Origin of the sequence: Vagococcus luciliae (genome assembly GCF_024637875.1) — a bacterium.
Taxonomy (GTDB): domain Bacteria; phylum Bacillota; class Bacilli; order Lactobacillales; family Vagococcaceae; genus Vagococcus; species Vagococcus luciliae.
In genome coordinates this window covers 1,002,674-1,026,717 of sequence record NZ_CP102451.1, presented here as the reverse complement: position 1 = coordinate 1,026,717, position 24,044 = coordinate 1,002,674, and the positions used below count along the sequence as shown (strand labels likewise).

General features: G+C 35.4%; 12 protein-coding genes, 1 tRNA gene and 3 rRNA genes. 1 reads left to right on the top strand and 15 read right to left on the bottom strand.

The features are described from left to right. Positions 1 to 63: 63 nt before the first annotated feature. Together G314FT_RS05155 and G314FT_RS05150 are read right to left on the bottom strand one after the other, a co-directional pair. Positions 64 to 1,767 (bottom strand): FAD-dependent oxidoreductase, encoded by a 1,704-nt coding sequence (locus G314FT_RS05155; protein WP_257702408.1) that lies wholly within the window; start codon positions 1,765 to 1,767, stop codon positions 64 to 66. A gap of 22 nt (positions 1,768 to 1,789) precedes the next feature. Next, complete coding sequence (locus G314FT_RS05150; protein ID WP_257702407.1) at positions 1,790 to 3,103, bottom strand: YeeE/YedE family protein; 1,314 nt, start codon at positions 3,101 to 3,103, stop codon at positions 1,790 to 1,792. 164 nt (positions 3,104 to 3,267) lie between these two features. Here G314FT_RS05150 and G314FT_RS05145 point away from each other — a divergent pair, with 164 nt between their 5' ends. Beyond that, on the top strand, positions 3,268 to 4,158 hold the full coding sequence (locus G314FT_RS05145) for a LysR family transcriptional regulator (protein WP_257702405.1): 891 nt from the start codon (positions 3,268 to 3,270) through the stop codon (positions 4,156 to 4,158). A 17-nt stretch (positions 4,159 to 4,175) separates the two neighbouring features. On the opposite strand, the gene dltD is transcribed toward G314FT_RS05145, so the two are convergent. From dltD to G314FT_RS05080, 13 genes are all read right to left on the bottom strand, one after another. After that, complete coding sequence (dltD, locus tag G314FT_RS05140) at positions 4,176 to 5,435, bottom strand: D-alanyl-lipoteichoic acid biosynthesis protein DltD (protein ID WP_257702403.1); 1,260 nt, start codon at positions 5,433 to 5,435, stop codon at positions 4,176 to 4,178. Continuing rightward, positions 5,432 to 5,668 (bottom strand): D-alanine--poly(phosphoribitol) ligase subunit DltC, encoded by a 237-nt coding sequence (gene dltC / locus G314FT_RS05135; RefSeq protein WP_257702401.1) that lies wholly within the window; start codon positions 5,666 to 5,668, stop codon positions 5,432 to 5,434. The genes dltD and dltC overlap by 4 nt, the downstream gene beginning before the upstream one ends. A 13-nt stretch (positions 5,669 to 5,681) precedes the next feature. Continuing rightward, positions 5,682 to 6,905, bottom strand: a complete 1,224-nt coding sequence (gene dltB, locus G314FT_RS05130; RefSeq protein ID WP_257702400.1) for a D-alanyl-lipoteichoic acid biosynthesis protein DltB — start codon at positions 6,903 to 6,905, stop codon at positions 5,682 to 5,684. Continuing rightward, positions 6,905 to 8,416, bottom strand: coding sequence for a D-alanine--poly(phosphoribitol) ligase subunit DltA (gene dltA / locus G314FT_RS05125; RefSeq protein WP_257702398.1), 1,512 nt, complete (start codon positions 8,414 to 8,416; stop codon positions 6,905 to 6,907). Before dltA ends, dltB begins: the two co-directional genes overlap by 1 nt. 17 nt (positions 8,417 to 8,433) lie before the next feature. Then, entirely contained in the window at positions 8,434 to 8,589 is a 156-nt protein-coding gene (locus G314FT_RS05120; RefSeq protein WP_257702395.1) for a teichoic acid D-Ala incorporation-associated protein DltX, read from the bottom strand. 340 nt (positions 8,590 to 8,929) lie between these two features. Further along, a 5S ribosomal RNA gene (gene rrf / locus G314FT_RS05115) occupies positions 8,930 to 9,045 on the bottom strand. Between the two features lie 79 nt (positions 9,046 to 9,124). Beyond that, positions 9,125 to 12,036 (bottom strand): 23S ribosomal RNA (locus G314FT_RS05110). A 180-nt stretch (positions 12,037 to 12,216) separates the two neighbouring features. Then, positions 12,217 to 12,289: transfer RNA gene (locus G314FT_RS05105), tRNA-Ala, on the bottom strand. 68 nt (positions 12,290 to 12,357) lie between these two features. After that, positions 12,358 to 13,915: ribosomal RNA gene (locus tag G314FT_RS05100) — 16S ribosomal RNA — on the bottom strand. The 16S, 23S and 5S rRNA genes sit together here with 1 tRNA gene alongside, the layout of an rRNA operon. A 361-nt stretch (positions 13,916 to 14,276) precedes the next feature. Continuing rightward, a complete protein-coding gene (gene dinB, locus G314FT_RS05095) occupies positions 14,277 to 15,410 on the bottom strand; it encodes a DNA polymerase IV (RefSeq protein ID WP_257702393.1) in 1,134 nt (377 codons plus the stop codon). A gap of 241 nt (positions 15,411 to 15,651) precedes the next feature. Beyond that, a complete protein-coding gene (locus G314FT_RS05090) occupies positions 15,652 to 16,497 on the bottom strand; it encodes a DUF975 family protein (protein WP_257702391.1) in 846 nt (281 codons plus the stop codon). A 65-nt stretch (positions 16,498 to 16,562) separates the two neighbouring features. Next, positions 16,563 to 20,309 carry a helicase-exonuclease AddAB subunit AddA gene (addA, locus tag G314FT_RS05085; RefSeq protein ID WP_257702389.1) on the bottom strand — a complete coding sequence of 1,249 codons (3,747 nt, stop codon included), beginning with the start codon at positions 20,307 to 20,309 and terminating at the stop codon, positions 16,563 to 16,565. Next, entirely contained in the window at positions 20,302 to 23,868 is a 3,567-nt protein-coding gene (locus G314FT_RS05080; protein ID WP_257702387.1) for a PD-(D/E)XK nuclease family protein, read from the bottom strand. The genes addA and G314FT_RS05080 overlap by 8 nt, the downstream gene beginning before the upstream one ends. Positions 23,869 to 24,044 lie beyond the last annotated feature (176 nt).

The following is a 24,044-nucleotide window of genomic DNA, read 5'->3' as shown; positions in this document are numbered from 1 at the left end:
ACCAACCTTTTTTAATTTAAAAAGATTGGGGCAAAATCCCTTACTGTTTTGCCCCAATAAATTTTATAATAAGTCGAAACGATAATTTGTCACAATTGGGTTACGACCTGTTTGTTGATCATTGAAATATTCGTACATACAAACACCTAAGAATGACCCCATTAAGTTAAAGACATTATCAAAACCATGTGCTTGTAGTGCTTTTACCATGTTATAACTACGTTGACTAGATAAACAATGGACATAAACTGGTCTGTCTTTTGGAATTTCATCCAAACGTTGACGGAATTCACTAAATGGAATACTTACTGCATTTACAATGTGCCCTTCAGCATATTCATGTGGTTCACGTGCATCAATAATAAAGGCATCTTTTTCCACTAACTCTCTAATTTCGGTTACGGGAACTTGTTTGTACTCTCCATTTAGAACGTTCATCGCAACAAGTGCTGCCATATTAACCACATCTTTGGCTGTACCAAACATTGGAGAATAAGATAATTCCAATTCTTTTAAATCTTCGATATTCGCATGATTCATAATCATTGCTGCGATGACATCAATTCGTTTGTCAACATTTCCTTGTCCCATTGCTTGAGCGCCTAAAATTTGTCCAGAAGGATCTGCAAAGATTAGTTTAAAGAATAATGGTTTCGCATTAGGCATAAGACCTACACGATCTTTAGGGATAACATATGCCGTTTGGTAAGCAATACCTTCTCGTTGACAATCTTTTTCATTTAGACCAGTTGACGCGGCATTCATACCAAAACATTGAATCACTGATGAACCGATAACGCCTGTATTACGATAAGTTTTACCATACATATGATCTGCCGCAGCTCTTGCTTGACGTTGAGCTGGTCCTGCTAAAGTTAAACGTGTTGGTTTTTGAGTGATAAAGTGAGTTGTTTCAATCACATCACCAACTGCATAAATATGTGGTTTAGATGTTAAATAATGATGGTTCACTTTAATACCGCCAGTTTCTCCTATTTCTAATCCAGCTGATTTAGCTAATGTTAATTCAGGTGTTACCCCAATTGCCATAATCACTGCTTTCGCAGGTATTTCTTTACCAGACTCTAATACCACTCTATCTGAGAAGATTTCTTTCACGCCATCTTCTAATACTAAGTCAACCTCATTATCAATAATTTCTTTATGTAAAATCTGAGCCATATCATAGTCAAACGGTGCCATGACTTGATTTGCTGCTTCAATAATGGTGACATGTTTTCCAGCCATTTGTAAGTTTTCTGCCACTTCAATCCCAATAAATCCAGCACCAACAACTGCAACATCTTTAATATGATTGTCATCAATATAATGCTTGATAGCATCAATGTCAGGAACATTTCTCACAGTAAAGACATGATCTGATCCAATTCCTTTAATACTTTTTGGTAGAATAGGATTTGCTCCTGGTGATAATACTAATTCATCGTATTCTTCATCCATTGTTTCACCAGTTAACACATTTTTTACTGTAATTTTCTTTTCTTCTGGATGGATAGCAATCACTTCATGATTCACTTTTGCCGTAATATTATATTGTTTATGGAAAACCTCTGGAGACATTAAAACTAAATCATCTGCCTCAGCTACTACACCACTTAAATGAAATGGTAAAGCACAGTTTGAGAATGAAACGAAAGGCCCTTTTTCAAACATAATAATTTCTGCAAATTCATCTATTCTTCTAACTCGTGCTGCAGTTGATGCTCCCCCTGCAACCCCACCGATAATTAATACGCGTTTACTCATGATAAAACTCCTCCTATATTTTCTATTTTTTTCTACTTGCTGGTATTAAAGACATCTTACCAGCAAAAAGTTTTAGACTAATTAATCCGCCAACGACCATTGCAATTGTAAAGACCCAACCTGATACTGAGAATGTCGAGATGGCTGAATACATTGCCCCAGCATTACATCCTTTAGCAAGTCTTGCGCCAAATCCCATTAATAAACCACCAACAACAAAGTAAGGGATATCTCGTTTATTTAATTTCATCGCAAATTTAAATCTGCCAGCCATTAAAAATGATAAAGCCGCTCCAACAACAATCCCTAAATTTCGAATCGTTCCACCATCTGTTAATAACCCTTCACTGACAGACATATTTAATTTATCAAATGCAGGAGAAGCAAATTCAACTCCTAGCGGCTGTAATAAAGCGATTTCTAATTTTGAAAAAGCACTTGTCACACCCCAAGCTTTATTCGTTGTTAACAATATAAATGTACAAATAACAGCAATTACAACGGCACCTGTTTTAAAACTCCAACGTTCAATAAACAATTTATGATATGTTTTGTAACTAAACAATGATGTTTCTTCAGAGGTTTCAATAGCTAAAGGTTTCTCAAAGTCTTCCCAATCACCTAAAGGATCCATATAAGTATTTTCTTCTTTACGTTTTTTCTCGTATTTTAAAACTAACCAATAGATAAATAATAAAATTAAACCAGATACGGCTAATGCTCCAATGTAACCAAATGTATCAGGTAAATAACTTTGTACCCCTACTTTACCTAATGATGATTGGTCAAATTTGTATCTAGCTAACTCTCCAGGTGCTGATCCTAGTATAAAGAATAAAAAGACAAACATCGCACGTCCTTCTCCTTCACCCATATCAGTCAACGTCCCTGAAGCACACCCTCCGGCAAATATCATTCCCATTCCAAATAATATTCCACCAAGTATAGTTGCTAAATTAGCCATGTACACATTTTGTGTACCTGGAATAATGGCTTCACCTTCAGCAGCTAAAAATGCTGGAACAGCTCCATTTTGCGCTGCATACCATTGTATTCCCATAAATAAGAACATCGTAACAAACAACATAATTAATAGCGCTTTCGTTAAACTGCCTTCTCCTCTAACATAAATTCGTTTGATACCACCGGCAAACCCAAAACGCGCTCTTGTTAATGTTGCCCCTAATAAAACACCCGAAAATAATTGAATGGGTAAAACCGCTTTCTGATTTCCTAGATAATTACCAAACATTAATAATAAAATCACAATAATAATAGCTATGAGTGGCTGAAATCTTTTAAACGATTCCCTTTCATCGATATTGACATTTTCCATTTTATTTCCTCCTTCTTGTTACTTATTACACAATCTATATTAGTGCAAATTATCACAAAAATAAAATAACACTTTGTTATAGTGCTATACTAAATTGTCATAGTTAATTCTTTTTATGGAAAAATAATGTATAATAGGGGGGTAGGTATAAGGAGGTTAAAGGAATGTTGGATTATCGTTACGATACGTTTTTAGTTTTAGTAGAAACAAAAAATTATACAAAAACAGCCCAAATTTTAAACTTTACTCAACCAGCTGTGACAAAGCATATACAATATATAGAAAAAGAGTTAGGGGTTTCCCTTGTTAAGTATCAGGATAAAACCTTAACAATTACCCCTGAAGGTCTTTATCTCTATAAAAAAATAAAAAATCTAAAAAGTGAGATATTACAAATTAATTCTTATTTGACAAACACTGTCTCACTTCGCATCGGTGCTAGTAAAACCATTGGTGAATACTGGATTCCACAATATATTACCGAATATTCAAACCGCTACCCAAAATCGTCTATCTCTCTAATGGTTGATAATACAAAAGGATTGCTTAAATTGATTCATGCTCACAAAATTGATTTAGCCCTCATCTCAGGTCCGATTGAAGATAAATCACTAGCAAAAGAAATCTTTTTTAAAGATAGTATTATTTGTATTTGCTCAAATTCCCATCCACTAGCAAACCAAGAAGTTTCTCTAAAAGATTTAGAAAATGAAACCGTTATTTTTAGAGAAAAAGGATCTGGTATCAGTGATGCTATGATGCTATTATTAGATAAACAAAATCTATCACTCGATTACTTTTCTCATAAACAATATGTCGGTAATATTAATTTAATTAAACAAATGATTTTACACAATAGAGGAATTAGTTTTATCTATGCATCATCCATCAATTTAGAACTAATAAATCAATCTATTAGCCAAATTCATCTAGAAGACATTGATTTACATCAAAATTTTTATGTTGTGATGAATAAAAATCAACCAATCAATGCCTCCACACGATTCTTTTTAGATTCCTTAAAAGAGCATAAAAAGACTCCACTTACTGTTTAGGTAAATGGAGTTTTTGTTTATTTATATTGTTCTGTCTGCCATTCTTTACTAAAGAATAATTCTGGATTCATTTTATAATCAGGTTTGGAATCAGATTTTAAAAACTCTTGTAACTGAGTATCCATTTCTAACCATCCACGCCAACCAATATGAATCGTGTCTTCCATGAAGTATTTTTCACCACGTTTATCAGTAAAATCTACAATATTATTAAAGCCTTGTGAGGTTAATTGATAATTAATCTTTTTAGAAAAATCATCTAACATCTCAGTTGATAATCCTGTATAATCAGACCACAACTTATTCACAGGTGGAATAACAAACATGGCATCAATATTATTTTTAGCAAGTAACTCCAAAAATGCTTCAAAATCAGCATATTCTGGTGAAGAGATATAGTTAAATTTCTTTTGAGAATCCTTTAACTTCCCTTTCATCGGCATAATTCTATTTGAGTAGAATCCATTTGAAATTTCAAATGGGTTATTATTTGTTTTTTCTTGTCCAATTTTATAAGCTAATGCATCAAGCTCATTAAAATTATATTGATTTGGTAAATATGTTGCTTGTTTATCAATCCGTTTGTTTTTAGAAACAATTCCAATTTGACCAAATAGTAAATCTTCATTTTTAAGACGTTTATATTTATAATAAGCTTTTCTTCTATCAGCTTTTGATAGTTCTTCACCATTTTTTACTTTTAACAACATTTTCTTTAACTGAGTATCAGATTTTACACTTTCAAATTCAAGCAACCGACCAGCAATATATTGATCTGTTTGATCTGTTTCATCTAAATCTACTAACCATTCATACGTTTCAATCGGTGAATAAAAAAGAGAGTACATGGGATCTGATACACCTTTTTTAACAAACCATTGTGGAGAAATAATAAATACAACCTTTTTATTTTCTAATGGTTTTTTAACAGAATTTAACATAAAAAAGTGCGTTAAAGATTGCGTTCCTGGCGCTCCTAAGAGGAACGGTTCATAAGATCTATCATATTTTTTTGCCAGTACAGATGGATGAAAAGGATTCACACGACTTAATTCAGATGAACCAAAGAATGGTAAATACTTTCCAGATTCCATTGCTTCTCTTTTTATTTCAGAGCCTTTTAATACATTAACAGACATAGACGATGCAGCTTCATGCACTTTCTTTTCTGAAGGTTCCTTAATAAATTCTAGTGGCGAATACAATAAAGCTACTATGAACAAAGCTGCTACTGCAAACGGGCCAACGGCGAAAAATATTTTTTTCTTTAGTGTCATGATTGTAAAGCTTCAACCTGTGCAATAATTTGTTCAGGAGTCGCCCACTCACTTCTTTCATATTCCGAAACAGGAACAGTTATACCTAATTGACCATCAATTTCTACTAACATTTGAACAGTAGCCATTGAATCTAAAATACCTTCTTCATATAAATCAACAGTCATTTGATCTGAAAAATCACTTCCTGTTAAATCTTCTAAAATGCTTAATACTGTGTCTTTTACGTTCATTTTTAGCCATCTCCTATACTAAGATAAATTGTTTAATTAATGTATCCAAAAATCCTGAGAAAATCAAGAAACTAAAACATACTGCATTAAATGTAATAAAGATTGCTAAAGCATGCGTCCAACGATTACTTGGCAATTTGTCTTTATGTTTCTTTTTATATCTCAACCAAGCATCATTAATACAAATTAATAAAGCATGGTAAATACCATATACAATGTAATACCAGGTTAATCCGTGCCATAATCCCATTAATAGGAACAAGCCGAAATACCCAACATTTGATGCCACAACACGACTCTTAAATACTTTTTTCTTTAATAACGTAAACATCAATCTCATGTAAACATAATCTCTAAACCAAAATGATAAAGTGATGTGCCATCTATTCCAAAATTCTTTAATGTTGGGACTAATAAATGGTTTATTAAAGTTCATAGGTGTTTCATAACCAAGTAAATAACTTGTCCCTACTGCAAACAAACTATAACCAGCAAAATCAAAAAATAAATAAAAACTATACACATACATATATCCAATCGTTCCAAGAACAGGAGCCGTTCCACCTAGTGCAAATCCTTGAACTGTTGGTAATAATTGACTACCTAAAACATATCCTATAATAAATTTATATAATAAACCTAAGAATATGTAATGAATACCTTTTTGTAATAACTCAACATATTTTTCTTTGTCTGGCGGATTTAAATAATCTTTTAAAAATCGGCGATAGCGATCAATTGGTCCAGATGAAATAGTTGGAAAGAAAATTAAAAATTGAATATAATATTTAATATTAAATTCCTTTAATATTCCATCACGTATTTCCATCACGACTTGAACAGATTTAAAGGTTAAATAAGAATAACCTAGAAAAGCTAAAATCGATTGAGAACCAAAAAATGGTGAAAGTTTAATAATAAACATCGGCAATAAATTTAGCAAAACTGCTAAGTAAAAAACACTACTTTTATTATCTTTTTGTCGATATTTAAAGTATATAGCTGTTAATAGTGTTTGCCAAATCATATAAGCAATTAAAGCCAGTCCCTGTTTTGAATTTGGGCCACCAAAACTAATCCATAAAAAGAAAATAGTTAAAAAGTTTTGATACCACATCATTCTTTTACCGTTTAATGATAAAAGAATCGATGGGATAAACAACACACCTAATATAATAAAATAAAAAGGTTTTTCATAAGGAGTCAAGTATGGGATCAACTGTGCTAGCTGACTCATTAACTATTCACCTCATTTATTAATTGTTTACGATCTATTTTTCCGTTTTGTGTCATTGGAAGACTTTCAACAAAGACAAAACGATGTGGTACCATATAATCCATCACTGTTTTATTTAAGTCCTCTTTTAATTTTTGAGTCAAACTTTTTTCATCTGCTTTTTCAATAGGTGTTTCCAAAACTACATAAGCTAATAATTGTTGTACCTTACCAGATTTGTTATATTTTGGAACAGAACATGCAGAACGAATTTCTGGAAGAGTGATTAAATGGTGATCAATATCACCTAATTCCATTCTATAACCATTTAACTTAATTTGAAAATCCATTCTTCCTTTATAAAATAACAAATCGTCTTTGATCAGACCTGCATCTCCAGTTCGATAGGATGGTACCCCTTCAAATTCAAAAAACACATCTTTTGTTTTTTCAGGATTATTAAAATAACCTATAGATACACTTGGACCAGAAATAACAATTTCACCAATTTCACCACTAGGTAATTTTTCACCCTTATCATTCAAAATATGAATTGTTGTATCACTTTTAACTTTTCCAAGTGGTACTCGTTCATAGTTATCTAGAACATCTTGCGTAATTATAATATTCGTAATTGCAACAGTTGTTTCTGTTGGACCATATGTATTATAAATTTTAGCATTAGGGAAACGGTCCAACAATTTTTGAGCAGTATTTTTTGGTAATTCTTCACCACAAAATTCAAAGTTCTCTAATGTTGGTAAATGTTTTGAATCAAATTCTGGATTCAATAATACCATTTCAATTAATGAAGGAGTTGACACCCAGACATTCAAGGCCATTTCTGGAATTGATTTGAATAATAACGGAAAATTTTCAATCATTGTTTTCGGCATTGGGATAAGCGTTCCAGCTGATAATAAAGCAGGATACAAATCCATCACTGATAAATCAAATGAAAATGGTGCTTGACATAAAAAACGTTGATTTTTTTTCAAATAAAAATCACTCAACATCCAATTGGTAAAACTAATTAAATTATTATAAGTGATTTGCACCCCTTTTGGCTTCCCAGTTGTTCCAGATGTAAAAATAATATAATACACATCATTTTCACACACCACTTGTTTTGCTAAATATTCTTTTTCATCATTCATCAAAGAAATAACTGTTTGTCTATCATAAACTTCTTTTGTATCTAATGGCCAATCAGACAAAGATAAAACACAAGAAGCATTTGCTTCTTCAACAATCATTGATACTCGTTCTTTAGGTGTGTGATCATCAATAGGTACATATGAATGACCCGATTTAGTACAAGCTAAAAACGAGATAATCATTAAAGCTTCTTGAGCCCCATAAACAATAACAGGCGTTTTCACTGGATATCTTTCTTCTAAAAATCCAGCAAGAGAATCTGACAATTTATCTAACTCTTTATAAGAGTATTGACGATTATTTTCTTCAAAAAAGATAGTTTCTTCACTATTTAATGAAATATCTTTAATTTTTTCTACAATTTCATTTAACATTATTTACTAGCTCCTTTTTAAAATTGATTATATATGAAAGAGCCCCCACCCACATGGCTATATTGATACAAATAAATTAATACAAGTATTATGGCTGCATAAAAAAGTGTTCTTCCAACGAAACTCATCCATCTTTTCGTATTTTCTGGCACTTCAATTTTTTTTAATTCCATACATAGCACTCCTTTACTTTCAACTCATTTTACAATCATTTAAGTTAAATTATATCAAGCATATGATTGAATTTATAATAGGACTTGAGACCTATTTTTACTTATAAATCTTTGACTAGTTTATTGTAAATACTATTCTACGTCAACAATAACAATCAAATCTTAAAAAAACCTCATATATGAGTTTATCATATTTTCACTATATTTTATAATGATTTGTGTAATTTCATTACTTATTCTCACTTTATTATTATAAAACATGTATATTATAACAAAAAAAAGGAGATAACATAATTAAATGTACCTCCCTTTTTCATTTATATTTGAATTAATACAAAAAGCACGGCAACGTCCTACTCTCACAAAGGGAAACCCTTCACTACCCTCGGCGCTAAGAAGCTTAACTTCTGTGTTCGACATGGTTACAGGTGTATCCTTCTTGCCATCGTCACCGCACTTATCTGTTTTTTATTGAGTGATGATTCACTCAAAACTGGATGTTAAGTTAGTATCAATATAATTGTCCACCGCTATCTTGGTTAAGTCCTCGACCGATTAGTACTAGTCCGCTCCATACATCACTGTACTTCCACTTCTAGCCTATCTACCTGATCATCTTTCAGGGGTCTTACTTCCTTAAAGGAATGGGAAATCTCATCTTGAGGGGGGCTTCACGCTTAGATGCTTTCAGCGTTTATCCCGTCCATACATAGCTACCCAGCAATGCCCTTGGCAGAACAACTGGTACACCAGAGGTATGTCCATCCCGGTCCTCTCGTACTAAGGACAGCTCCTCTCAAATTTCCAACGCCCGCGACGGATAGGGACCGAACTGTCTCACGACGTTCTGAACCCAGCTCGCGTGCCGCTTTAATGGGCGAACAGCCCAACCCTTGGGACCGACTACAGCCCCAGGATGCGACGAGCCGACATCGAGGTGCCAAACCTCCCCGTCGATGTGAACTCTTGGGGGAGATAAGCCTGTTATCCCCAGGGTAGCTTTTATCCGTTGAGCGATGGCCCTTCCATGCGGAACCACCGGATCACTAAGCCCGACTTTCGTCCCTGCTCGAGTTGTAACTCTCGCAGTCAAGCTCCCTTCTGCCTTTGCACTCTACGAATGATTTCCAACCATTCTGAGGGAACCTTTGGGCGCCTCCGTTACCTTTTGGGAGGCGACCGCCCCAGTCAAACTGTCCATCTGACACTGTCTCCCACCACGATAAGTGGTGCGGGTTAGAATGGTCATAACACAAGGGTAGTATCCCACCAGCGCCTCCATCGAAACTAGCGTTCCGATTTCTACGGCTCCTACCTATCCTGTACATGTGTCACAAACATTCAATATCAAACTACAGTAAAGCTCCATGGGGTCTTTCCGTCCTGTCGCGGGTAACCTGCATCTTCACAGGTACTAAAATTTCACCGAGTCTCTCGTTGAGACAGTGCCCAAATCGTTACGCCTTTCGTGCGGGTCGGAACTTACCCGACAAGGAATTTCGCTACCTTAGGACCGTTATAGTTACGGCCGCCGTTTACTGGGGCTTCAATTTTGAGCTTCGCTATTGCTAACCCATCCTCTTAACCTTCCAGCACCGGGCAGGCGTCAGCCCCTATACGTCATCTTTCGATTTTGCAGAGACCTGTGTTTTTGATAAACAGTCGCTTGGGCCTATTCACTGCGGCTGAACTTGCGTTCAGCACCCCTTCTCCCGAAGTTACGGGGTCATTTTGCCGAGTTCCTTAACGAGAGTTCTCTCGCTCACCTTAGGATTCTCTCCTCGACTACCTGTGTCGGTTTGCGGTACGGGTCATTTGTTTCTAACTAGAAGCTTTTCTTGACAGTGTGACATTGAGACTTCGGTACTTTATTTCCCTACTCATCACAACTTGTTCTTAAAGATAAAAGCATTTGACTCTTATCAAAACTCGTTGCTTGAACGTGCACTTCCAGTCGCACGATCTCATAGCCTCCTGTGTCCCTCCATTGTTCAAACAAAACAAACGAGTACAGGAATCTCAACCTGTTGTCCATCGCCTACGCCTATCGGCCTCAGCTTAGGTCCCGACTAACCCTGGGAGGACGAGCCTTCCCCAGGAAACCTTAGTCATTCGGTGGACAGGATTCTCACCTGTCTTTCGCTACTCATACCGGCATTCTCACTTCTAAGCGCTCCACCAGTCCTTACGATCCAGCTTCAACGCCCTTAGAACGCTCTCCTACCATAGAACCAAAGGTTCTATCCACAGCTTCGGTAACATGTTTAGCCCCGGTACATTTTCGGCGCAAGGGCACTCGACTAGTGAGCTATTACGCACTCTTTAAATGGTGGCTGCTTCTGAGCCAACATCCTAGTTGTTTGTGCACCCTCACATCCTTTTCCACTTAACATGTATTTTGGGACCTTAGCTGGTGGTCTGGGCTGTTTCCCTTTCGACAATGGATCTTATCACTCACTGTCTGACTCCCGGATATAAATGAATGGCATTCGGAGTTTATCTGAATTCGGTAACCCAAGACGGGCCCCTAGTCCAAACAGTGCTCTACCTCCATCATTCTCAAATCCGAGGCTAGCCCTAAAGCTATTTCGGAGAGAACCAGCTATCTCCAAGTTCGTTTGGAATTTCTCCGCTACCCACACCTCATCCCCGCACTTTTCAACGTACGTGGGTTCGGTCCTCCAGTGCGTTTTACCACACCTTCAACCTGGACATGGGTAGGTCACATGGTTTCGGGTCTACGACAACATACTCATTCGCCCTATTCAGACTCGCTTTCGCTACGGCTCCGCTTCTTCAGCTTAACCTCGCATGCTATCGTAACTCGCCGGTTCATTCTGCAAAAGGCACGCTATCACCCATTAACGGGCTCTAACTTCTTGTAGGCACACGGTTTCAGGTTCTATTTCACTCCCCTTCCGGGGTGCTTTTCACCTTTCCCTCACGGTACTGGTTCACTATCGGTCACTAGAGAGTATTTAGCCTTGGGAGATGGTCCTCCCGGATTCCGACGGAATTTCTCGTGTTCCGCCGTACTCAGGATACTCATAGGTGTGTTGTCAATTTCATCTACGGGGCTTTTACCCGCTACGGCTGACCTTTCCAGGTCGATTCGACTATCCACAACAGCTACCACAGCTGAGTCCTACAACCCCAATAAGCAAGCTTATTGGTTTGGGCTGTTTCCGTTTCGCTCGCCGCTACTAAGGAAATCGATTTTTCTTTCTCTTCCTGCAGGTACTTAGATGTTTCAGTTCTCTGCGTCTACCTTCTAATAGCTATGTATTCACTACTAGATAATATCCTATAAAAGATACTGGGTTCCCCCATTCGGAAATCTCCGGATCATAGCTTACTTACAGCTCCCCGAAGCATATCGGTGTTAGTCCCGTCCTTCATCGGCTTCTAGTGCCAAGGCATCCACCGTGCGCCCTTATTCACTTAACCTTTTCTAACCTTACGGTTAGCTTGTTTTTTCATTAACTATTAACTAGCGATAGATAATAGTTAATACATTTCACAGTTCTTTAAAAGAAACTGTTCAACGCGGTGTTCTCGGTTTATGTTGATGTCTAACTTCAACTATCCAGTTTTCAATGAACAATCTATATGATGATTTCTCATCAATGGAGCCTAGCGGGATCGAACCGCTGACCTCCTGCGTGCAAGGCAGGCGCTCTCCCAGCTGAGCTAAGGCCCCTATTAAGAGTAAACCTCTCAAAACTGAACAAAGTAAAAACGTAATGTGTTTTCCGTAATTATCCTTAGAAAGGAGGTGATCCAGCCGCACCTTCCGATACGGCTACCTTGTTACGACTTCACCCCAATCATCTATCCCACCTTAGGCGGCTGGCTCCAAAAGGTTACCTCACCGACTTTGGGTGTTACAAACTCTCGTGGTGTGACGGGCGGTGTGTACAAGGCCCGGGAACGTATTCACCGTGGCATGCTGATCCACGATTACTAGCGATTCCGGCTTCATGTAGGCGAGTTGCAGCCTACAATCCGAACTGAGAACAGCTTTAAGAGATTAGCTAAACCTCGCGGTCTCGCAACTCATTGTACTGTCCATTGTAGCACGTGTGTAGCCCAGGTCATAAGGGGCATGATGATTTGACGTCATCCCCACCTTCCTCCGGTTTGTCACCGGCAGTCTCGCTAGAGTGCCCAACTAAATGATGGCAACTAACAATAAGGGTTGCGCTCGTTGCGGGACTTAACCCAACATCTCACGACACGAGCTGACGACAACCATGCACCACCTGTCACTTTGTCCCCGAAGGGAAAGCTCTATCTCTAGAGTGGTCAAAGGATGTCAAGACCTGGTAAGGTTCTTCGCGTTGCTTCGAATTAAACCACATGCTCCACCGCTTGTGCGGGCCCCCGTCAATTCCTTTGAGTTTCAGCCTTGCGGCCGTACTCCCCAGGCGGAGTGCTTAATGCGTTAACTGCAGCACTGAAGGGCGGAAACCCTCCAACACTTAGCACTCATCGTTTACGGCGTGGACTACCAGGGTATCTAATCCTGTTTGCTCCCCACGCTTTCGAGCCTCAGCGTCAGTTACAGACCAGAGAGTCGCCTTCGCCACTGGTGTTCCTCCATATATCTACGCATTTCACCGCTACACATGGAATTCCACTCTCCTCTTCTGCACTCAAGTCCTCCAGTTTCCAATGACCTTCCTCGGTTGAGCCGAGGGCTTTCACATCAGACTTAAAAGACCGCCTGCGCTCGCTTTACGCCCAATAAATCCGGACAACGCTTGCCACCTACGTATTACCGCGGCTGCTGGCACGTAGTTAGCCGTGGCTTTCTGGTTAGATACCGTCAAGGTGATAACAGTTACTCTATCACTTGTTCTTCTCTAACAACAGAGTTTTACGATCCGAAAACCTTCTTCACTCACGCGGCGTTGCTCGGTCAGACTTTCGTCCATTGCCGAAGATTCCCTACTGCTGCCTCCCGTAGGAGTCTGGGCCGTGTCTCAGTCCCAGTGTGGCCGATCACCCTCTCAGGTCGGCTATGCATCATGGTCTTGGTAGGCTGTTACCCCACCAACTAACTAATGCACCGCGGGCCCATCCACCAGTGACACCGAAGCGTCTTTTATACTTTTGCCATGCGGCAAAAGCAATTATGCGGTATTAGCACCTGTTTCCAAGTGTTATCCCCCTCTGATGGGCAGGTTGCCCACGTGTTACTCACCCGTCCGCCACTCACTTCTTCTCGGTGGAGCAAGCTCCGGTGAGAAGAAGTGCGTTCGACTTGCATGTATTAGGCACGCCGCCAGCGTTCGTCCTGAGCCAGGATCAAACTCTCAATAAAAAGTTGATAACATCTTACGATGTTTAGCTCATTTGTTTTAAAACTTGCTAGCGAATTGTATTCACTAAATATGGTTTGTTTCTACATAGTAGAAACGCCCTACACATTTGGTTCGTCTTACTTTGTTCAGTTTTCAAAGGTCTAAACTTTGTTGCCGTAACAACTTTTATATCATAACAAGTTTATAATAACTTGTCAACAGTTTTTTATTTTTTAATTTTTCTGAAAATTCATTCCTAATAAAATAAATCCTATCATCTAATATTAAAAAACAAGTATTTCAAAATCTGTGTCTCAAGGACATTTACTAATATAACAATTATGTCACAATTCGTCAATAGTTTTTTTATTTTTTTCAATATTACTTATTTATCTGTCCTTTTTTAATGAATAATGGTAATTCTATTGCTTCGTAAACAGACTTTTCTAAAGTTGTGATTGTTACTCCTACTAATCTAATACCGCTATTGCTCCAATTTAATTCTTCCCATAATTGATTAGCATAAAAATAAATTTCTTCCGTTTGACAAATATATTTATTTAATGTCATCCTTCTTGTAACTGTTTCATAAGAATTAGTCCTTACCTTTAGAACGATTGTTTTTCCTTTTAATTCATTTTTCAATAGTTTTCGACTAACTTCTTCTGACAATTCTCTTAAATGATTTAGTACATCCCTTTCTTGGATAAGTATTTTTCCAAACGTTTTTTCTCTACCTATTGATTTTCTCTCTCGATTATTTTCGACAGGATCATTATGAACACCTCGAACTTTACGATATAAACTATATCCTTTTTTACCGAACAAATCGATTAACGTCATTTCTGGTATATCATACAAATCTTTGCCTGTGTATACACCCATTTCGTGCATAAGTGGAATCGTCTTTTTTCCAATACCATAAAATTTTTCAATTGGTAATTCAAACAAAAATTCTTGCGCATCTTCTGGTAATATAACGGTCAATCCTTTTGGTTTATCATAGTCTGACGCAATTTTAGCTAAAAATTTATTATAGCTGACTCCTGCTGAACTGGTTAATTCAACTTTTTCATAAATTTTGGATTGAATAAGTCGGGCTATTTTTATTGCACTTTTAATATTTTGTTTATTATGCGTTACGTCAAGATAAGCCTCATCAAGAGAAAGAGGTTCAACTACATCAGTGTATTCTCTAAAAACTTCATGAATTTGTTTAGAAACTTCAGCATAATATTCCCGGTTACCTGAGACAAACATCGCATGTGGACAAAGTTCATATGCTTTTTTTGCACTCATTGCTGAATGAATGCCATATTTTCTTGCTTCATAATTTGCTGTGGTGACAACACCACGTCCATTTGTATCATTAGGGTGTTTGGCAATGACTAATGGCTTACCTTTTAGACTGGGATTATCTCTTTCTTCTATAGAAGCATAAAAAGCATCCATATCAACATGGATAATTTTTCGAGATAAATCGTTAATTAACGGAAATTTCAAACCATTTGACATAAACTAACCTCCAAAAAAGAATGTACGTTCGCTTATATTATATCATGAAGACACAAAAAAACCACCAAAGCCGTCGCTCTAGTGGAAATGAAGGTTGTAAATGATTCTATTTACAAATAAATAGAATTCAAAAACCAATTCGGGATAATTGGTATGCCACTCATCATACGACTTATGCATTAAATTTATCTGACTTTATGGTATCAATATAATAAAAAAAGAATGAGAATCATCTCATTCTTTAAAAACTTGTCCAAATTTCATCCTCTTCCATTACTTCTTGCTCTAAAAATTTTCCTTTAGATAAATCATCATAGAACGCTGCTTTCGTCGCATTAATATATGGATTAATCCATAATAATCCTATTCCCATTGTTAGCATTCCCACAAAATACCACCCAATAAAACTAATATCTAACCAAAATAATCGACCTTTATGCCCATCCATTAATTCACGACTTTCAGTTATAAAACTTGTAGCGCCCATACTCCTTGTGTCACGAGTTGAAGATAAATCTTTGTAAATAAAGTTTGCTTGTGAATAAGAATATCCTTTTACAATACCTGGAATAATAAATAATAAAGTCCATAAGTATTGGAAAATATATGTCAAAATATTAATCAATAATACTGGAACAAAATCATTTCCATTAAACAATCTAAATGATTCTTTAAATGACATATTTTGTGATTTACCACGCCTTATGACATCTAAAAAAGTAAATGAAATACCAATTGTTAAAAATGTCATAACAAAGCTAAATATAGGTCCTGCTAATGGAGCAGATCCTGCTGAAGCAATTGCCGCTACTACGCCTGAAGCAGGTGATTCATCATCCAAGTTTTCCTCCCATGTATATTCATGTTGAATACTATCATAGTCGTCTCCCGCTATTTTTGAGTAATTTGTTTGATCACTTGCCATCGTGCCAATAAATAATCCAAACACCAATACTGTTATTGTAATAAAAAACATTGAAATCATTTGAATAATTGACGGTACCAAATTCAATATTACTGCTTCTTTCCATCGTCCTCTGAGTGACTCTTTTGCTTGCATTTTAAGTTCTTTAGAGGATTTATACATAATATCACATCCCTCTCCTTTTATTGATACTTATTTTATCATGTTTTTTTTTTTATGAACAACATTTATATCATATCAATGATGTCTCCACTATTTAATAGAATCAATTTGGAAGACGTCACGTTTCTTTGATAGATTTCTTCCAATGCTAATTGATAAAGAGTTAATTGCCCAACATAACGCTGTTTTAATTTTTCTAATTCTTCAATAGTAGCACCTTTAGGCACATAATCTGTTTTAAAATCATATAAAATAAGCTCTGAATCTGTTAAGACAAATCCATCAATAATCCCATGAATCAATACAGTATCCTCTTCTTTAGTTACATAATCTTGATACAACTCTTTAGCTGGTAGTAGCAATGAAAACGGTTGTTCTCTTCTAGTAAATTCATGGTGTGCTAATAGGTATGCACCAAACGTTGTATCGAAAAATGACTTTATTATATTGATAGGTAATATAGCTGCTAATTTTTCTGTAAAAACACCATTTTGTACCATTATCTCTATTTGTTCCTTTATATCTTGTTCTGTCGGCTTTTTATCAAGAGGTAACAATTGCATCAATAAATGTACTGCTGAACCAATATCTGTAGATTTAATTTGAATATCACCTTCCATAAATTTAGGCTTAGCACTATCGCTCAATATTTCTCTATGTGCTTTTATTTGTTTATCTTTTGAGAAATTAAGTGTTGGTACATCCTTCATGTCAGGATCTTCAAATAATCGTTTAACCTCAGAAACAGATTGATAACTTGCCGTCATAGTGGCATCTTTTTCAGGATAAGAAAAATTCAAGCGCTCTACCACTTCTTTTAATAATTTAACATTTGGTTTCACATCAGATACTTTTAATTCTTCTTCTTGCTCTCCTTGAGCCATATGTCTAGCTAAAATATCCTCTTCTTGATAAAAGTGAATAGAAAATTGTCCTGGATGTTTCTTTAATCCTGATAGGACAGTCGCTTCGCTAGTTGGAAAATACGTTTCAAAGTCCGGATGTCTAACTAAAGACATTCCTACCCAGTCCATCAAACTTGATGTTGATTGTCTGCTTGCTGTTGGTAAAACCATATGCTCAGTACTAGTTAAAGTTGCCCATTTCTTATAAGCATCATCTTTGCTTTTATAGGAACCGACTAAGTAAAGCTTTTCTTCTGCACGAGTTAGTGCAACGTATAATTTACGCATCTCTTCTGCTAACAATTTCTGTTTTTTATGTTCTCTAATCACACTAAAAGGAAATGTATCATATTCTAAACGTTTTTCAATGTCTTTGTATTTAATCCCCATACCAAGCTCTTCATCAAAAACAAATTTTCGTTGTCTAACATCCATTAGATTGAATTGTTTTGACATGTCTAGTAAGAACACAACAGGAAATTCTAAGCCTTTACTAGCATGAATGGTCATCACTCTAACAGCATCTGCTTCTTCATTAATGTTAGATGCTTCGGCTAAATCTTTATTTTTTTGCTGCATTTTTTCGATAAACCGAATAAATTGAAATAGACCTTTAAAACTCATCTCTTCATAACTCGATGCACGGTGATACAAAGCATGAAGATTGGCTTTTCGTTGCATACCTGAAGGCAACCCTGCTACATAATCAAGTAAGTCAGTATCTTTATAAATTTGCCAAATTAATTCAACCAATCGTTTTCTTCTAGCCAACTCACGCCAATGATTAAACTGTTGATTAAACGTCTCGATTATTTGATATAACTGACTGGATTTATCTCCGTCTATTAAAAATTTCTGTAAGGCATCATAATAGTAGCCTGTCATGTCATAGCTTTTTAATAGAACCATATCATTTTCACCAATTCCAACAATCGGCGAGCGTAAAATAGCCGCTAACGGAATATCTTGGTAAGGGTTGTCGATTAGTTGTAGTAAAGAAATCATGATTCTAATCTCAGTGGCTTGAAAATAATTCTGTGTATCGTTCACCATTAATGGGATATCGTACTCTTTAAAAATATCTAAAATATCTAAGTTGTTTTTTTTCGTTGGTGTTAACAACACAATATCTTTATAGGCGATTGAACGCATTTTTTCTTCTTTTTTATCAAACAACTCAAATTTCTTATCAATTAATTCTCGAATTTTTAACGCAACAAGCCGTAACTCACCTTCTGTTTTTCCATCTAGTCTAAATTCTAATGACTCCTGATCTTTTTCTTCTGATGTGGTTTGATAAATTAATAATTCCGTATCATAATCCTTACTTTCAGGAAATGACTTATTTCCAACAATTAATTCAGCACTCGTATCATAATCTAATTGCCCTAATTCTTTATCCATTAATTGTGTAAAGACAAGGTTCGTAAAATCTAAGACATTACTTCTTGAACGAAAATTTTCTGCTAGGATAATACGACGGCCATCTTCTTCTGTCGCAAATTGTTCATATTTTTCAATAAACAAAGTAGGATCAGCTAAACGGAACCCATAAATTGATTGTTTAACGTCCCCTACCATAAATAGATTACCATTATGTTTTTCAGGGCGACGCAACCAATACAAAATCGTTTCTTGTAATCTATTAATATCTTGATACTCATCTACCAAAATTTCATTGAATTTATGACGATAATACGTTGATGCTTCAGATTCTACCCATTGACCCTCAACTTGTTTTCTTAAAATTGCCAATGTCAAATGCTCTAAATCGTTAAAATCAAGTACATGACGAGATTCTTTTTCCTTAGAAAATCGTTGAATAAATCGCTTGGTCACACTAATTAGCTCTTCAACCACTGACTGTGATTTTTCTAATATCTCTAACATCTCTTTAGGGCTTTGTTTAAAATACTGACTTCTTAACTTTCCAATATTTTCTTTTACACTATCTCGTACCAATTTTATTTCCTGATATTCCTCTTGAACTTCTTCTGATGCTGTTTTTTTAGACGGCGCTTTAATACGATTAAATGGTGTGCTTATCAAATAATCATAAAAGTCCTCTAGTCTATCTTCGTTAATTAAAAATAATAATGTATCAATTAATTGTTTGTCGTCACTGACTGTTTCTAGTGTTTTCTTTAGCTCTTCATCACTTTGACAACGATTCACTAACTCATCTGTGGTTACTTGAGCTAACAATAATTGATTTAATACATCTGGTTTCATGTATTGTTGATAGAGTGACGAGTTGACTAAGCTGTCTGTTATTTGATAATTTTCAAGCAAACTATCTAACCAATTTTCCGGTTCAGAATTTGCTTGAGCAAATAAGTGTATCGAAAAAATGAGTTCCATCAACCCATTATCATTACGATCATTGGAAAAATTTTCAGTTAATTGATAAAACGCTTCTCTTTCTTCACCGTATAGTTCTTCCCTTAGCTCATCCCAGACATCTTCCTTTAATAGTAGATTTTCTGTTTCATCAGTCAATAAACGAAAAACAGGATCGATATGAATAAGATAATAGTATCTTTGAATGACACGTAAACAAAAAGCATGAAGTGTACTGATGGTAGCTGTTGGAAGTATCCCCAGTTGTTTTACCAAATGCTCTTTTTGTGCGGTATCAACTTCTTCTGTAAGAGCCGTTTGAATGGCTACCTTAATTCGTTGTTTCATCTCTTTTGCAGCGGCTTCCGTATAGGTCACAATCAATAATTCATCGACATTAACACCCGACTTAATTTTTTGAATCACTCGCTCAACTAATACCGTTGTTTTACCAGAACCGGCAGAGGCAGAAATCAACAAATTATCACCAGAATCATATACCGCTTGCCATTGTTTATCTGTAAAATGGCTGTTTTCTGGTTTTACTGGAATATCTAGGTTACTCATGTGTCTCCTCCTTTGATTCAGGCTGCAGTTTTTCCATAATCGTTTCTTTTTTCAAGGACTCAATTCGGTGATAATTATTTTCTGGTAACATCACGTCAAATTGACACACACTTTTATATGGACAAAAACCACAAGCTAACCGTTTTTGTTCTTTATAGACTGGATTTAACTCCGTGCTACCTTCATAGATTTTTTCTCCAGCTTGTTTGAAATTATCACGATTATGAGCAACTAAATGAGATAATTCATCTGATGTGATAAATCGTGATGATTTCATTTTCCCACTTTTTAACTGCTCGTATGGGTAAACTAGCGATTTTACCTGAGAGTCAATGGTTTTATCTAATTTTCCTAAAATCACATCATCTTCTACTAACAACCCATCATATTGATACTCTTTTAGTAGTTGTTCATCTAGCGTATCTAATGAGAATTTTTCGTTAACATTGATAACTGGATTTTTAATATGCATGTATAGTGCTCCAGCTGGTTTAGCTGTTTGACCAACTAACTCTACTGCATTACTTAAGGCAACATCTAAGTACGTAATCATTTGCATAGCTAATCCATAATAAGCATCAACAAAATCAAAATTATGCTTACTCGATTTGTAGTCAATCACGCTTAAATACACATCATCTTCAATAACTAATTTATCCAAGCGATCAATTTTACCTCGCACTTTTACTTTTTTATTATTGTTTAAAACAATTTCCAAACTATTTAATCCAGCTTGTTTTAACGACTCACCAAACAATATTTCTGTTTGGATAGGGGTCATATCACTTCGTTTAGCTTGATTTTTTAGCGATAAGCACACTCTTTGAATGGTTTTTTCTAACTGATACGACACATATTTCATCCGATTGGTTGTGGACAAAATAGTAAATCGTTTATCTCCTAATATTTCCTGTAACACCGTTTGAGCAAGTTGTTTCACTTCATCATCTGACATATCTGTTAGTTGGATTTTCTGTTTAATTAGTTCCTTAAAGAATAAATCCAAGGCTTCATGATAAAATTCTCCTGCTGCTGCTGGGGATAACTCAAACTGCTCTCTTTCTTGAATACCAAGTCCATAACGTAAAAAGTACTTATACTGACATTGATAGAAATTTTCAATTTTTGAAACAGACGCATAAATTGTTTCACCATATAATGTATCAACGGATTGATTGTTTAAGGTTTCGGGAATATTTTTATGCGATAAACTCATAAACAAACGATTTGTTTCAACCGGTAATTGTTTACGAACACGTTTTTCTAGTTGTAAAAATAGCCAAGGAACACTTTCTTTCTTTTCGTCATATTCTCTATAAGCACTCACTAAATCACTAAGCAATAGTTTGTCTGTCGAAATTGAGTTTAATACCTGTTCATCAGCTGTTAGGACAGCATCATGATGAATAATAGGAATAGCAAAATATCGACTTAACTGTTCGATGTATGGTGATAGTTTAACATCTTTGACTTGGTCACGATTTTTAGGTGCGCTAAGAATAATTTTGTCTGTGGCTGACAGTAACGCCAAATAAAAGATAAATGGTTCATTAGCCATTGATTCAGTTAAACTATTATTTAAGAAACTGTCTGACCTTAATAATTGAGAAAACACATCTCGTTCTTCGTTACTTAATAGTGTTTTATTATCAATTTTTTTAGGTAACACTTGATCTGTTGCCCCAAAAATAAACGTCGCCCGATATTTTTTTGCTCGAACCCTATCTAATGATGTTACCACTACTTCATCAATTGAAGCTGGGACTTTACTATAGCTAACGCCTTCTAATCCACTAAGTAAAATCTCCTTAAAAATCTCAAACTCAAAAGTATCTTCACCTAATACATCATAATATTCATCTAATAAATCCATCAATGCTTGCCATGTTTGCTCATGATTTTTCGCTTCAGTTAAATGCCCTCTTTCGATTTCTTGTTGTTGCATCGCTTGAAGCTGTTTATCTACACCAATTTCTAGTAAAAATTGATAGAACGTCACAATAGCTTCTTTATTAGTAATAGATTGTTTTAATTTCTCAAAAAACTTAGGTAAATGGGTCGCAATTAACCGTCTGATATCATTAGATTGTTCTTGAATAACTTGTTGATTATCCAAAGTATCATCATCTGTGTTGTACTGATAGGTCACATACTCCCAATCTTCTTTTTTAATCCAGTCACTCCCACTATATCCATAAGCAAGTACCACATTTTCTGTATAGTCTGTTGCTTGTCTAAATGCACTCATTTTTTCATACCATGTTTTTAAATCGTCAGTCAAATTAGTATTTGGAAAACATAATTCTGTTCTTAAAAAGCGCATCACATCTCGGTATTGATAAAATGATTCATCTATTTTAAATAATGAACGCAACCATTCGACTAAAGGATGATTTGCCATGTCTTCTTCTTCATTAACATAGTAAGGTATGTCCATATCATCAAATACTGCCATAATTTCTGAAGCATATGTTTCAATATCTCGACTAATTAAGGCAATCTCTTCATAACGATAACCTTCTGTTGCCACTAATTCTCTAATTTTTGTCCCAATAGCTTTTACTTCTTGATACGTATCTGTACAAGTCCAAAGTGATAACACATTTGAAACAGTCGATTTTTCTATCTTATTCGGCACTAACTCTTGTAAATTTTGCCACCCATGTGCTAATTCACTCATTGATGTCTTATTTTTTGAGTGACATTTAATATCAAATAATACTTTCACTTGATTGTCTCTAGCGACATCATATAATTCTTGGTACATTTTTGACGTATTAAAAAACAATTGATAACTATCTAAAGAAGTTTCTTTTGGTGCCTCGTCAAGAACTAAATTTATTTTTATTTCACCAGACACTTTCATTAGTACTTCTATTAATTGTTTTTCTACTGCTGTAAAATTAGTAAATCCTGACACAATAAATTGAACATGAGATAAATCTTTCTCACTCAAATACTCAGCTAATTCTGTTAATAATTCTTTATCGGCAATATGATGAGTGATTAACATCTCTTGATACGTTTGATAAATTAACTGTATATCGATTAATTTTGTGACATAATCTTCTTGACTGGTCTTTTCAGTTGTTGCAATATTTTCCACAACTTCTTGTAAATCAAATGGTGAAACATTTCCTTGTTTTAACTCATCAAATAAATCAAGTAATTGTTGAATAAAACCTGGTCTATCGACTTCACGCTTAAATAACACCAAGTTATCTTTACAGCTTATTAAACTTTTTCTTATCAGCATAAACTTTCCAGAATCACTTAGTCTCGTTGCTTGATAACTTTTAGTTTGTTGCATGTAATACCAAGCCAACCTAGAAAAACTAAAGACTTGTAATCTCATACTTGCCATATACTTCTGTTTGCTAAATTTAGGTAACGTATGCATTTTTTTCAATACATTTATTTCCGTTTCAAATTTAACGTGATTAGGCACAAGGTAAAACACCTCATGATGCATCGACTTTTCTAACCAGTCTGTCGACATACCTAATAAATCTTCTAAAACTTCTTTGTCTGCTGTATTTAATATAAATTGAAGACTCAAACATACCACCTCAATCCCTTTATTTATCTTCCTTATTTTAACATATCTCACACATTAAAACTCTCTCATGACTTTTTTAAATTTCATAAAATTTTCATTCACTTTTTTGCTATTTATGATATATTGCTAATATTGAAATGGAGGTTTTATTATCGACGAGAAAAAACAATATGGTC